The sequence below is a fragment of the Sandarakinorhabdus oryzae genome (genome assembly GCF_009733735.1).
Taxonomy (GTDB): Bacteria; Pseudomonadota; Alphaproteobacteria; order Sphingomonadales; family Sphingomonadaceae; genus Sandarakinorhabdus; species Sandarakinorhabdus oryzae.
In genome coordinates this window covers 1-12,870 of record NZ_WNJP01000078.1, presented here as the reverse complement: position 1 = coordinate 12,870, position 12,870 = coordinate 1, and the positions used below count along the sequence as shown (strand labels likewise).

10 protein-coding genes are annotated in these 12,870 nt (G+C 67.5%); 2 read left to right on the top strand and 8 right to left on the bottom strand.

Going from position 1 to position 12,870, the window contains the following annotated elements; all coding sequences use genetic code 11:
* Positions 1 to 1,127: parallel beta-helix domain-containing protein (locus GJ693_RS09160; protein ID WP_156256006.1), on the bottom strand; the 1,127-nt coding region annotated here is incomplete at its 3' end.
* A 132-nt stretch (positions 1,128 to 1,259) separates the two neighbouring features.
* Between GJ693_RS09160 and GJ693_RS09155 the strand changes: the two genes are divergently transcribed.
* Positions 1,260 to 1,997: an ABC transporter ATP-binding protein gene (locus GJ693_RS09155; RefSeq protein WP_156256005.1), complete on the top strand. Its 738-nt coding sequence runs from the start codon at positions 1,260 to 1,262 to the stop codon at positions 1,995 to 1,997.
* Entirely contained in the window at positions 1,994 to 3,475 is a 1,482-nt protein-coding gene (locus GJ693_RS09150; protein ID WP_156256004.1) for a hypothetical protein, read from the top strand. Before GJ693_RS09155 ends, GJ693_RS09150 begins: the two co-directional genes overlap by 4 nt.
* Before the next feature lie 3 nt (positions 3,476 to 3,478).
* Here GJ693_RS09150 and eda read toward each other — a convergent pair whose 3' ends face one another.
* From eda to GJ693_RS09115, 7 genes are all read right to left on the bottom strand, one after another.
* Entirely contained in the window at positions 3,479 to 4,090 is a 612-nt protein-coding gene (gene eda / locus GJ693_RS09145) for a bifunctional 4-hydroxy-2-oxoglutarate aldolase/2-dehydro-3-deoxy-phosphogluconate aldolase (RefSeq protein WP_197042078.1), read from the bottom strand.
* Positions 4,090 to 5,064 carry a glucokinase gene (glk, locus tag GJ693_RS09140; RefSeq protein WP_156256002.1) on the bottom strand — a complete coding sequence of 325 codons (975 nt, stop codon included), beginning with the start codon at positions 5,062 to 5,064 and terminating at the stop codon, positions 4,090 to 4,092. Before glk ends, eda begins: the two co-directional genes overlap by 1 nt.
* Complete coding sequence (zwf, locus tag GJ693_RS09135) at positions 5,057 to 6,502, bottom strand: glucose-6-phosphate dehydrogenase (protein WP_156256001.1); 1,446 nt, start codon at positions 6,500 to 6,502, stop codon at positions 5,057 to 5,059. The genes glk and zwf overlap by 8 nt, the downstream gene beginning before the upstream one ends.
* Positions 6,502 to 7,410 carry an alpha/beta hydrolase gene (locus GJ693_RS09130; RefSeq protein ID WP_156256000.1) on the bottom strand — a complete coding sequence of 303 codons (909 nt, stop codon included), beginning with the start codon at positions 7,408 to 7,410 and terminating at the stop codon, positions 6,502 to 6,504. The genes zwf and GJ693_RS09130 overlap by 1 nt, the downstream gene beginning before the upstream one ends.
* Positions 7,407 to 9,452, bottom strand: coding sequence for a glycoside hydrolase family 97 protein (locus GJ693_RS09125; protein ID WP_156255999.1), 2,046 nt, complete (start codon positions 9,450 to 9,452; stop codon positions 7,407 to 7,409). Before GJ693_RS09125 ends, GJ693_RS09130 begins: the two co-directional genes overlap by 4 nt.
* A complete protein-coding gene (locus GJ693_RS09120; RefSeq protein ID WP_156255998.1) occupies positions 9,443 to 11,065 on the bottom strand; it encodes an alpha-amylase family glycosyl hydrolase in 1,623 nt (540 codons plus the stop codon). Before GJ693_RS09120 ends, GJ693_RS09125 begins: the two co-directional genes overlap by 10 nt.
* A partial coding sequence (locus GJ693_RS09115) for an alpha-amylase family glycosyl hydrolase (protein ID WP_408014556.1) occupies positions 11,062 to 12,870 on the bottom strand: 1,809 nt, incomplete at its 5' end. The genes GJ693_RS09120 and GJ693_RS09115, both read right to left, overlap by 4 nt.

Genomic DNA, 12,870 nt, shown 5'->3' with positions numbered 1-12,870 from the left:
GCGCTGGCCGGCGTGCCCTGCAGGCCCAGGTTCAGGCTGATCGCCGGGGCGTCGCTGGCGATGGCGCCGCTGGCCTGCACCTCGCCGCCGCCGGGCACGCGATAGCGGGTGATCCCGTCCCACATCACCGGCGGCAGCGTGCCGCCCACCGCCGCAGCGATTTCCTTGCCGCCGGGGAAGGCCGGTGACCGGCCATTGGCGGTGAACTGGTTGCCCACCACCGTCACCTCGCGCGGCAGCGGGTTGTAGGCCTTGTCGGTGAAGGCCTGGGTGTAGGCGACGATCATCACGCCGTTGCCGGTGTTGCCCATGATGGTGTTGCCCGCAACCGTCACTTGTCTGTTGGCCATCACCATGATGCCGGTGCCCGACGGCACGCCGGCGACGATATTGCCTGGCGCGGCAAAATTCGGGTGATTGTTGGCGATCACCTGGTTGCCCGTCACCCGCACGTTGCGGCCGCCCTGCTGCGGCAGGTCGGGCAGATCGAACACCAGGATGCCGCCGGCATTGTTGGTGGCGGTGTTGCCGATCACATCGGCGTCATAGCTGTTCTCGATCTCGATGCCGGCCACATTCTGTTCGGCCCGGCTCTTGCGCACGACGATGTTCTGCGACTGGCCCACGTAGATGCCGGCGTCCGACGCGCCCTTCACCACGCTGCGATCGATCAGCACATTCTTAGAGGACACTGGATAAAGGCCATAGGCGCCGTTGGTGGATTTCGGCCCGCCGGTCCATTCCACCCTGAGGTTGACCAGCGCGATGCCGTCGCTGCCCTTGGACTTGATGCCGTTACCCGCCGGGTTTTCCACGCCCAGATCGCGCACCACCACCTTGCTGGAGGTGATCAGCAGGCCTTCGCCCGCCACTTTCTGGCCGGTGAAATCGAGGATGGTCTTGTCTGGCCCATCGCCCTGCACCGTGACATTGTCCACATCGAGCGACAGGCCGTCGGCCAGCGCATAGCGCCCGGCGGCGATGTGCACCGTGTCGCCCGGCTGCGCCTCGATCAGGGCGGTCTGCAGCCTCTCCTGGGCATCGGCGCCCGGCCCGACATGGATGACGCGGGCCTGGGCCAGGCTGGTGCTGGCCAGTGCCGCTGCAATCAAAAGCGAAATCCGCATGCGATGATCCTTCCCCCGGTTCTTGGTCTTGCCGCGACTTTCTGCCCTTCCGGGTTGCGGCTCAACCCCTGATTTCATCCGGTTAACGCGCGTTCATCGCAATGGTGGGCCGGGTTTGTTATCGATTGCGCCATGCACGCACCGATTCCTGCCTTGCACATCCGCGGCCTGGCCAAGGCCTTCGAGGGCTTTCAGGCCGTCAAGGATCTGGATCTGCTGGTGCCGGCTGGGCAAATCTATGCGCTGCTGGGGCCCAATGGCGCCGGCAAGACGACGACGCTGCGCATGGTCACTGGCCTTGCCCGCCCTGATGCGGGGGAGATCAGCGTGTTCGGCGTCGATGCACTGGCCGACCCGATCGAGGCCAAGCGGCTGATCGCCTGGTTGCCCGACGAACCCCTGCTCTATGACAAGCTGACCCCGAACGAGTATCTCGCCTTCATCGCCGGCCTGTGGGGCGTGCCGGCGGCCGAGGCCGAGCCGCGCGCCGAAGCCCTGCTGCAGCGGCTGACCCTGTGGGACAAGCGCGACATCCGCTGCGAAGGCTTTTCGCGCGGCATGAAGCAGAAAGTGGCGCTGGCCGGTGCGCTGATCCACAGCCCGCGCCTGCTGATCCTGGATGAACCGCTGACCGGTCTTGATGCCGCTGCTGCGCGTGCGGTGAAGGACATATTGCTCGAACATGTCGCGGCCGGGGGCACCGTGATCCTGACCACGCATATCCTGGAGGTCGCCGAACGCATCGCGCAGCGCATCGGCATCATTCGCGCCGGGCGATTGGTGGCCGAAGGCACGATGGCGGAGCTTGCCGTGGGCCGCGCCGAAGGCACCACGTTGGAACAATTGTTCCTGGAACTGGCCGACGCATGAGCAGCCTGATCGCGTTGGCGCGGCCGGCCAGCCTCCCCTGGCTGGTGCTGCACGACGTGCGGGTAAAGGCGCGCGGCCGCGAGGGCGGGCGCGTGGGCCGCATGATCGCCATTGGCGTGTTGGCCATCCTGCCCGTGATCGGCGGCGCGGCGATGGCCTGGCGCACGCGGGCGGCGCCGATGCTGCCGGTTGGCTCGCTGGGCTATGTCGGCGCGGTGCTGGCCGGCATGCTGCTGGTGATGCTCAGCTCGGCATATGCCCATGTGCTGCGACTGGGCCGCGATCGCGGTGAGCTGGAACTGCTGCTCACCGCGCCGGTGCCGGTGACGCGCGTGGTGGCCGCCCGGGTGGCCGGGGTGCAGGCCATCGTGGCGCTGCCCTTCCTGATGCTCAGCGCGCCCTTCTTCCTGTTTTGCGCCCTGATGGGCCGGGGCGGCTGGCTGGCCGGGCCGCTGGTGGTGATCGCGGTTGCGGTGACGGCGACAGCGCTGGCCCTGCTCATCGCCACCGGGCTCGATCGGCTGCTGGGGCCGCGTCGCGCCAAGCTGGCGGCGCAGGTGGCAGGCATCATCCTGGCCGCCACCGTTTTCGGCCTGGGCCAGGCCCCCAATTTCGCGCCGGACTGGTTTGATGCGCAGCTGAAGCTGCTGTCGCACCGCCCGTCGGCCCCGCTCGACTGGCCGGCGCAGGCGGTGTTTGGCCAGCCGCTTCCGCTCATTGCGGTGCTGGGCCTGGCCTTTGCCGCAGCCGCGCTGTCGGCCCGGGTCGCGGCCGGTCGGCTGGAAGCCGCCCCGGTGGACAGTGATGCCCTGCCCGCCACGCCGAAGCAGGGCCGCCGCGCCCGCTTTGGCGGCAGCGCGTTCAAGGTCCTTTATGGCAAGGAACTGAAACTGCTCGGCCGCGATCCGGAACTGATTTCGCAGATTGGTCAGCAGCTGGTGTTCATGGTGCCGATCCTGGCGTTGATCTTCACCGACGGCCAGATCACGCCGCAGCGGCTGGCCGCCGCCGGTGTATTCCTGGGCGGCACGCTGGCTTCGTCGCTGGCCTGGCTGGTGCTGTGCGCCGAAGATGCGCCTGATCTGATCGCGGCGGCCCCATTGCGGCGCGGCGTCGCCACCCGGGCCAAGCTGGCCGCCGCGCTCACCCCGCCGATGCTGCTGGTGTCGGCGCTGGCGCTGCTGGTGCTGTTCCGTTCCCCCATCGCGGCAGCGCTGATGCTGCCGATGGCGCTGCTCGCCGGGTTGGCCAGCGCCGCCATGCAGGCCTGGACCCAGCCACCGGCGCGGCGCAGCGCCTTTCGCAAGCGCTATCGCAGCTCGCTGTTGATGGCGCTGGGCGAGTTCATTTTGCTTGGCAGCCTGGCGGCCGTCACGCGCCTGCTGCTGGTGCCAAGCTGGTGGGCACTGGCGGCATTCGCAGTGCCGGCACTGCTGCTGGCGGGCGTCTGGTGGTTCAGGCCGCGACCCGCCGAATAAGGCTCAACCGCGCAAGGTGGCCGCGGCCCGCGCCCGCGCTTCGATCGCCGCCCAGTCGGTCTCGCCGCGCTTGGCGATCCAGCTGCCGCCCACACAGGCCACCGCCGGCTCGGCCAGCCATTCCGGTGCGCTGGCCTCGGTGATGCCGCCGGTCGGGCAGAAGCGCACATTGCCGAACACTGCGGTGAAGGCGCGCAGCACCGGCAAGCCGCCGGCGGCGACGGCCGGGAAGAATTTCAGCCGCGAAAAGCCCATTTCCTGGGCGCGGATGATGTCGCTGGCGCTGGCGACGCCGGGCAGGAACGGTACGTTGCTGGTGCGGGCCGCCGAACCCAGCGCGGCAGTGATGCCCGGCGACACCAGGAAACGCGCGCCGGCTGACAGGGCGCCAGCAATGTCACTGCCTGACAGCACGGTGCCGGCGCCGACGATGGCGCCGGGCACTTCGGTCATAGCGGCAATCACCTCCAGCGCAGCCGGGGTGCGCAGCGTCACCTCCAGCACCGGCAGGCCACCGGCGACCAGCGCTTCGGCCAGCGGGCGGGCATGGGCCACGTCGTCAACCACCAGCACCGGGATCACCGGCGCCAGGGTCATCACGCTGTCGATATCCATCATTTGTGCTTTCGGCCAAAGGCAGCAGCCGCGCCGAACAGGCCGGGCTGGGGATGGGTGATCAGCTTGACCGGCAGGCTGCGCATCAGCGTTTCAAACCGGCCCTTGGCAGCAAAGCGGCCGGCAAAGCCGGACTTTGGCAGATGATCGGCCAGCCGCGCGCCCAGCCCGCCGCCGATCACGACGCCGCCGGCACCATGCGCGAGGGCGATGTTGCCGGCGAAGGTGCCGAGCGCCAGGCAGAAACGGTCAAGCGCGGCGGTGGCCAGATTGTCGGCGCCGCTCATGGCCAGGCTCCACAGCGTCTTGTCGTCCATCGGCTGGATGGCCTGGTCTTCCAGCGCCGCCAGCGCCGCATGGATATCGGCCAGCCCTGGCCCGGAGATCACCCGCTCGGCCGAAACCCGGCCAAAGCGGCGGCGGAAATGGGCGAGGATCGCGTCTTCGAGCGAATCCACCGGCGAGAAATCGCCGTGGCTGCCTTCGGTCGGCAACACCTGCCAGTCCGGCCCGCCCCGCTTGACCAGCAAGCCAACGCCCAGCCCGGTGCCGGGGCCGAGCACGGAGATGGTGCCGGCATCGGGCAGCGGCACATCGGGGCCGCACAGGTGGCGGAACTCGCCCTCGCCGCAGGCGCCGACGGCATAGGCGACCGCCTCGAAATCATTGACCAGCACATGGGCATCCAGGCCCAGCTTCTCGTTGACCAGCGCCGGGCGGATCACCCAGGGATTGTTGGTCAATTTCAGCTCTTCACCCACCACCGGGCCGGCCACCGCAATGGCGGCGGCGCGTGGCAGCGGCCGGCCCAGCGTTGTGCCAAATGTCTCCCACGCCATCTGCAACGACGCATGTTCGGCGCAGCGCATCACCACCGGTTCGTCCAGCGCCACCACGTTGCCGGCGCCATCAAGCCGGGCCAGGGCAAAGCGGGCGTGGGTTCCGCCGATGTCGGCTGCGACCAGTTCAGTCATGCCAGCTCACTCCGTCGCGTTCGGTCAGCGCGATCGCGGCGGCCGGGCCCCAGTTGCCGGCGGCATAGGGCTTCACGCCCATGCCGGTCTGGGCCCAACCGGCCCGGATTTCGTCGATCCACGTCCATTGCGCCTCCACCTCGTCGCGGCGGACAAACAGTGTCTGCCGGCCTTCGACCAGGTCAAGCATCAGCCGTTCATAGGCAATGCGGCGGCGCACATCGGCAAAGGCGTTCTTCATGCCGATGTCGAGCGGCACGGCGCGCAGCTTGACCCCGTCGCGATCCAACCCCGGCACCTTGGCCATCATCTGCAAGCCGATATTCTCGTCGGGCTGGATCGAGATGATCAGCTTGTTGGCCTTTAGCGCGGCATCGCCGAACATCGAATGCGGCACGTCGCGGAACTGCACGATGATCTCGCTCAGCCGTTCGGGCGTGCGCTTGCCGGTGCGCAAATAGAAAGGCACGCCCTTCCAGCGCCAATTGTCGACACGGGCTTTCAGCGCCACGAACGTCTCGGTATCCGATGCGCGGCCCAGTTCGTCGGCATAGCCCGGAACCGGCTGGCCCAGGATGGCGCCGGCGCCATATTGGCCGCGCACGCTGTGGCTTTCCACCTCGCGTGGCCCGATCGGCCGCAGCGAGCGCAACACCTTCACCTTCTCGTCGCGCACGGCGGCGGGGTCGAGACGGGCCGGCGGCTCCATCGCGACCAGCGCCAGCAATTGCAACATGTGGTTCTGCACCATGTCGCGCAGCGCCCCCATGCCGTCATAATAATCACCGCGCCCTTCCAGGCCGACGGTTTCGCCCACGCTGATCTGGACGGACTGGATGCCGGTGGCGTTCCACAGCGGCTCGAACAAGATGTTGCCGAAGCGCAGGGCGAGCAGGTTCTGGACGGTTTCCTTGCCCAGATAATGGTCGATACGGAAAATCTGGCTTTCGGGGTAGGCGGCGGCCACCGCATCGTTGATCGCCCGGCTGCTGGCGAGATCGTGGCCAAGCGGTTTTTCCAGCGCCAGGCGCGCGCCGCTGCAGGCCAGGCCCGCGCCCGACAGGCCGGTGATGGTCGATCCGAACAGGCTGGGCGCAGTGGAGAGGAAGATCGCCAGCCGGCACGGATCGCCGACTTCGCCAGCCAGCGCCGAAAAGCCGGCGGCACTGGTCGCATCAAGCGGCACATAGGCGAGGCGCTCGAGGAAGCTGGCCACCGCCGCGGCCGGGCGGCGTTCGGCCTCGATACATTGCTCCAGTGCCTTGGCGGCCAGTTCGCGGAAGCTGCCGGCGTCGAGCTTTGACCGGGCCGTGCCGATGATCCGGAGATCGGGGTGGAGCAGGCCGTCGCTGTGCAGGCCAAACAGCGACGGGATCAGCATGCGCCGCGACAGGTCGCCAGTGGCACCGAACAGCAGCAGGGACGTGGCGGCGGTCATCAAGAGCCTTTGAACAGGAATGTGAACGTTAACGCAAGCCTTGCGGCCCAGCTGGCCTCGTTGTGGCTGGCACCGGGGAAATAACGGCTAACGAAATCCCGGTCACGGCGCCAGCCTGCAGCGGTCACGGCGGAATCGGCAACAGCCTGGAATGGGGCATAATATTGGTCGAGGCCCTGATCGCCATGATCAAACCAGAGGCGTCGGCCGGCCGGCGCGCCCAGTCGCGCCCCGATCCAGTCACGGATTGCGGCCTGAATCGCGGGCACCTCGCCGGCCTGGGCTCCCGGCACCGGGGCCAGCACCGGCCAGTGGGTGGACAGGCAGCCGGCGGCCCGGAACAGGTCGGGCCGCAACATCAGCGCGTTCAACGAGGCCAGGCCGCCCATCGAGGAGCCCGCGATCACCACTTTGCCGGGCGCCACCTTGTGGTTGGCGCGCAGCAGTGGCAGCACGGTGTCCGCCAACAGCCTGACATAGGCATCCGATCGCGACGGCCCACCGCCAACCTGGTCGAAGCGTGCGGCGAGCGGTGCCGGCAGCCGCGCCATCAGTTCGGCAGGCACATAATCGCCCCAGCGTTGGGCGCCTGTGTTCCACACGCCAGCGACGATCATTGGGGGCAGCGTGCCGGCGGCCATGCCGGCCATGATGGTTTCGGCGACGCCCCAGGTGACACCGCCATAGGCCGAGGCCGGCTCGAACAGATTCTGGCCATCGTGCATGAGGAGCAGCGGCAAGGGCCGGCCATCATCGGCGTCAGGCGGCACCCACACATCGACATGGCGCGGCAGCAGGCCCGGCCCGGAGACATCGGGATGGCGGGTGAACTGGATGGACTCGCGGCTGAAGGCCGGGGCTGCCAGCAGCGCGCCGCTGCCGGCGATGAGAGTGCGGCGGTTGATCATTTGATCAAGTCAAACCGCCCCGCCGCCCCGCCGCCGCCCGCTGCCAGCCGCATGGCGAGGTGATCGGCGCTGGTGACGATGCGGGATTCAACCGCGAGATCATGCGGGTTGGCATCGGCGCTGTCGCCATCGCGCCACAGGGTGAGGCGATAGCGTTTGCCCGGCGTCAGGAAGGCGAGCGGCACATCGACCCGCACGGCCGCCTTGCCACCGGCCGCGCCCAGCCACCAATCCTGGCCGCCGCGGCGCTGGCGGGCGGTGACGACATGGCTGCCGGGCTCACCCGCCAGCGTCACCGATTCCTCCCAGTCCACCGGCACGGCGCGGATGAAGTCCATCGCCGCCTTGGGTGCCTTGGCATAATTTTCGGGCAGATCGGCGACCATCTGCAACGGCGAGTAGATGGTCACATACAGCGCCAGCTGCTTGGCGAGCGTCGAGGGGATTTTCTGGCCGCGGCCTTCCAGGCTGACGATGCCCGGGGTGTAGTCCATCGGCCCGGCGAGCAGGCGGGTGAAGGCCAGCGTCGCTTCATGTTCGGGGCCGTTGTTGGGGTTGCCCCAGGCGTTGAACTCCATGCCGCGCGCGCCTTCGCGGCTCACCCAGTTGGGGTAGGTGCGGCGGAGACCGGTGTCCTTGATCGGCTCGTGCGAATTGACGCTGATGTGGTGGGCCGCGGCAACTTCCAGCACCTTCACGTGGTGGCGGGCGCTGGCCTGGCCTTCGTGCCATTCATAGGTGAGGCCGCGCGGCTGGCCATTCATGTCGATGCCCGGCGTCTGGGCGCTGACCTGCAGGCCGCCGGCGTCGGCGACATAGCCGGTCTTCACCATCGTCACGCCGTTCTGCTGGTACCAGGCCATGCCGGCGTCGAGCTGGGCCTCGTAATTGGCGAGATTGCCGCTGGTCTCGTGGTGGCCAATCAGGCCGATCCCCTTCTTCTTCGCGTAGGCAGCGATGGCGGCCATGTCGAAATCGGGCGTCGGTTCGGCAAAGCGGAAATCCCAGCCGTTGGCGAACCAGTCGCCATCCCAGCCCTTGTTCCAGCCTTCGATCAGCAGGCCGCACAGGCCATTGGCGGCCGCCCAATCGATCATCTTGATGGCGTTGGCGGTGGTGGCGCCATGCTTCGGCCCCGTCGCCCAGCTCTGCTGGTCAAGGTGCATGCCCCACCAGATGCCGGCATATTTGCACGGGTGCACCCAGCTGACATCGCCCAGCTTGTTGGGATCGTTGAGGTTGAGGATCAGGTTGGAGTTGGCCAGCGCCGGAGCCGTATCGCCAATCATCACCACCCGCCACGGCGTCACGAACGGCGCCGCCACCACCACCGGCGGTCCGCTGGATGACGGGGTGAGCGCGGCACGGAAGATGCCGTTGCCGGCCGGCTGCAGGTTCATGCCGGCGTAGTTGACCAGCGCGGCCTCGTGGATGGAGAGCCAGGTGCCGCTGGTGGTTTGCATCGTCATCGGCGTCTGGGCGAGGCCCACCTCGGTGATGCCAGTGGCGCGATAGAGATATTCCTCGCGATTCCATTCCAGCGCCGGGATCCACCAGGCGCGGCCACCGGCGGCATTGGCGATGCGGAATTCGGTCAGCTCCGCCACGATGCGCAGGGTCTTCAGGTTTGGCTGCTCGGGAAAGCTGTAGCGCAGGGCAATGCCGTCGTCTGACACGCGCAGCACAAGATCGAATTTGCGCTGCAGCACGCTGGTCTCGGCAATGTGCAGCACCAGCTGGTTGTGGCGGTCCCGCACCTTCGCCCGTTCACCCCAGGGCTGATCCCAGGTCATGTCGCTGCTGCTGTGCGCTTCGCCGGTGATCGCCAGCTTGCGGTCAAGCTTGGGCGCGTCGGCGAGGATGAAGCCCAGCGGCGACGGCGCCAGCAGCGGCTGGCCATCGCGACTGGCCTGCCAGTACAGCCGGCCGTCGCCATCACCCGTTACGCTGACGCGGGTGCGGCCATCAGGCGATTGCACCACTGGTTCGGCCAGCGCAGGGAGCGCCAGCAGCAGCGCGCACAGGGCAAGGATCAGGCGCATAGGGCGATGAGTCCCGAATAGGCCGGCAGGCGGGCCAGGCTCGCCCCGCCATGCTGGGCCAGGATGGTCGCCGGCGGCAGATCGACGCTGATTGGCGCGGCGCCGAGGTTGAAGGCGCACACCAGCCGTTGCCCGGCCCAATCCCGGTGCAGCACCAGCTGGTCGCCTTGCGCCACCGCCACCGTCACGCTGCCGTGGCGCAGCTCCGGCTGCGACCGGCGCAGGGCCATCAGACCGCGTGTCCAGTGCAGCATCGAAGCCGGATCGGCGCATTGCGCATCGACGGCGCGGCTAGCGTGATCGGCGCCCAGCGGCAGCCATGGCTTGCCGGTCGAGAAACCGGCGTTGGCGGCGTTGGCTGTCCACGGCATCGGCGTGCGGGCGCCGTCACGGCCCAGGGTCAGCGGCCAGTTGGCGATGGCTTCCGGGTCCTGCAGATCCTCAAAGCCGATCTCGGCCTGGGTCAGGCCCAGCTCCTCGCCGTAATAAAGGAAGATGTTGCCGCGCAGCGCCACCAGCAACAGCATGATCAGCCGGGCATAATCATCGTGCGGGCACATCCCGTGCCAGCGGCTGGCGGCGCGCGGCGCATCATGATTGGAAAAGGCCCAGCTCGGCCAGCCGGTGCCCGGCGTGTCCGGCCATTCGGCCAGTGCATCGGCAACGGTGCGGGCATCGAGCTGATCGGCATAGAGGAAGTTGAAGCCATAGGCGCTGTTGAGCCGCGCAGCGCCGGCGGTGAATTCGTGCATCTCGGCAATGGCATTGTCGCCGCCCACTTCGGCCACGGTGAAGCGTTCCGAAAAGCTGTTCACCACGCCGGCCACCCGTTCCAGGAACAGCGGAATATCGGGGTGGGACATGTTGTGGATGCGGTTCTGGAAATCGAACGGCCGCGTGCGCTTGTGGTTGCCGCTGGCGGGCGGATTGTCGCGCAACTCCGGATCATGCATGGCAAAATTGATGGCATCGATGCGAAAGCCATCAACCCCGCGCTCCAGCCAGAAGCGCGCCACGCCCAATATGGCTTCCTGCACCGCGGGATTGTGCAGGTTGAGATCGGGCTGGGTGGTCAGGAAATTGTGCAGATAATATTGCTGGCGGCGCGCGTCCCAGGTCCAGGCCGGGCCACCGAACACCGATTGCCAGTTGGATGGCGGGGTGCCGTCCGGCTTGGGATCGGCCCACACATACCAATCGGCCTTGTCGTTCACACGGCTCTGCCGGCTTTCCCGGAACCAGGCGTGCTGGTCCGACGTGTGGCTCCACACCTGGTCAATGATGATCTTCAGGCCCAGATCATGGGCGCGCGTCACCAGCGCATCGAAATCGTCGAGCGTGCCGAAGATCGGATCGACGCCGCGATAATCCGACACGTCATAGCCGAAATCCTGCATCGGCGAGGTGAAGAAGGGCGACAGCCAGATGGCATCGACATTCAGCGCCGCAACATGGTCCAGCCCCGCCGTGATGCCGGGCAGATCGCCGATGCCGTCGCCATTGGTGTCGAGAAAGCTGCGTGGATAGATCTGGTAGATGCTGGCGCCATGCCACCACGGCAGGGTGGCGTGGGTGCCGGCGTCTGCAGCCGGTTGGGCGGCATCAGGCATCATTTGGGGCCTTCTTCGGTGCTGCACACCGCCACGCCCAGTGGCGGCAATGAAATGGCCAGCGTGCCGGGGGCGGCGGCGCTGGCCGGGCAGGTGCCATAGCGGCTGGTCCAGCGCATGGCGACGGGATCGATCATCACGCTGGCCGCCAGCGGCGCATTGCTGGTGTTCATCACCACCAGTGTTTCGCCAGTCTGGCCGGGGATGCGGCGGGCAAAGGCGAACAGCCCCGGCGCATCGCCGGCGGCGCGCACCTGGGTGGTGCCGGTGCGCAGCCGGGCATCGCCCTTGCGCACCGCGATCATCGCCTTCAGCGCGCGATAGAAGGGGTGATTGGGATCATAGCTGGCCACGTCATGGCCGGCGCTGGTGCCCAGCCGCATCATGGCGCGATATTCCGGGACCTGGCTAGCAAACAGCGGCTGGCGGGCGAGCTGGTCGTTGCCGGTGCCCATGAAGCCCTGCTCGTCGCCGGCATAGAGCGTTGGCACGCCGCGCGCGAACAGCAGCAGCGCATGGGCAAGGAGGGTGCGCTGGCCCAGTTCGGCGCTGCCCATCTGCGGGTTGGCGCGGCGCACGAACCAGGCAAAGCGGCCGCCATCGTGGTTGCTGATGAAGGTGGCGTTGGTGCCGGCGGTGGCCTGGCCCTTTGGATAGAGCACGTCATCGGCAAACAGCCGCGCCAGCACCGATGTCGGCGCGGTGCCGGCGATCGTCTGCATGGCGGCGTTGGTCAGGGCGAAATCCAGCACATTGTCCATGCCGGTGTTGATGCTGTTGCGCGCCAGGCGGCCGACGTCCACCTCGTCAACCGATACCTCGCCGAAGATGTGGAAATTGGGGATGCCGGCCGCCTTGGCCCGCGCGATGATCGCCGGCACGAAACGCTGCCAGAATTCCGGGTTCACATGCTGGGCGGTGTCGACGCGATAGCCATCGATGCCGAGCCGGTCGATCCAGTCACCATAGATCGCGATCATGCCATCGATCACGCTCGGATGCTCGGTGGCGAGATCGTCAAGGCTGGAGAAATCGCCGAATGTGCTGGATTCGTTGCGATAAACCGTCTCACCGCGGTTGTGGTAATAGATCGGGTCGTTGAGCCAGGCCGGCGTCTTGGCGTTTTCCTCACCGGCTGGAATGAAGGGCGTATAGGCGAAATCCGGCCGCGTCAGCTTTGCCCAGTTCGCCGCCGTCTGCACATGGTCACCGGCAAAACCATCGTTGATCGGCGCGCCACCAATGCCGCCGCGCCGGCTGTAGGGATAATCGGCGCGGCTGCGATAGGGGCAGGGCTTGTCCACGCATTCGCGATACTGGATCACGTCGGCGGTGTGGTTGGCAACGATGTCGAGATAGACCTTCATGCCCCGCGCATGGGCCGCATCGACCAGCCGCTTCAGCTCCTCATTCGTGCCCAGGTGCGGATCAACGCGGGTGAAATCGGTGATCCAATAGCCATGATAGCCGGCCGATTCCTGGCCCGGCCCGCCCTGCACCGGCTTGTTTTTGAACACCGGCGCCAGCCAGATCGCAGTGGCCCCCAGGCCCTGGATATAGTCCAGCTTCTGCAGCACGCCGGCCAGATCGCCGCCGTTATAGAAGGCCTTTGACGTGGGATCGAAGCCCGTCTGCAGGCGATTGCCGGTAAGGCCACCGCGGTCATTCCGCACGTCGCCATTGGCGAAGCGGTCGGGCAGCAGGAAATAGATCACCTCATCCTGCGGCGGCCGCGCGCGCACGGCCGCCAGGGTGGCGGCATCAGGAACAGGCGCGGGCGCGGCCGCAGCCGCCAGCGCGGAGGTTGC

What these genes read in the sequence shown, in the direction of transcription:
- glk (WP_156256002.1), bottom strand. Translation starts at nt 5,064, where the DNA reads ATGACTGAACTGGTCGCAGCCGACATCGGCGGAACCCACGCCCGCTTT.
- GJ693_RS09120 (WP_156255998.1), bottom strand. Translation starts at nt 11,065, where the DNA reads ATGATGCCTGATGCCGCCCAACCGGCTGCAGACGCCGGCACCCACGCC.
- eda (WP_197042078.1), bottom strand. Translation starts at nt 4,090, where the DNA reads ATGGATATCGACAGCGTGATGACCCTGGCGCCGGTGATCCCGGTGCTG.
- GJ693_RS09155 (WP_156256005.1), top strand. Translation starts at nt 1,260, where the DNA reads ATGCACGCACCGATTCCTGCCTTGCACATCCGCGGCCTGGCCAAGGCC.
- zwf (WP_156256001.1), bottom strand. Translation starts at nt 6,502, where the DNA reads ATGACCGCCGCCACGTCCCTGCTGCTGTTCGGTGCCACTGGCGACCTG.
- GJ693_RS09130 (WP_156256000.1), bottom strand. Translation starts at nt 7,410, where the DNA reads ATGATCAACCGCCGCACTCTCATCGCCGGCAGCGGCGCGCTGCTGGCA.
- GJ693_RS09150 (WP_156256004.1), top strand. Translation starts at nt 1,994, where the DNA reads ATGAGCAGCCTGATCGCGTTGGCGCGGCCGGCCAGCCTCCCCTGGCTG.
- GJ693_RS09125 (WP_156255999.1), bottom strand. Translation starts at nt 9,452, where the DNA reads ATGCGCCTGATCCTTGCCCTGTGCGCGCTGCTGCTGGCGCTCCCTGCG.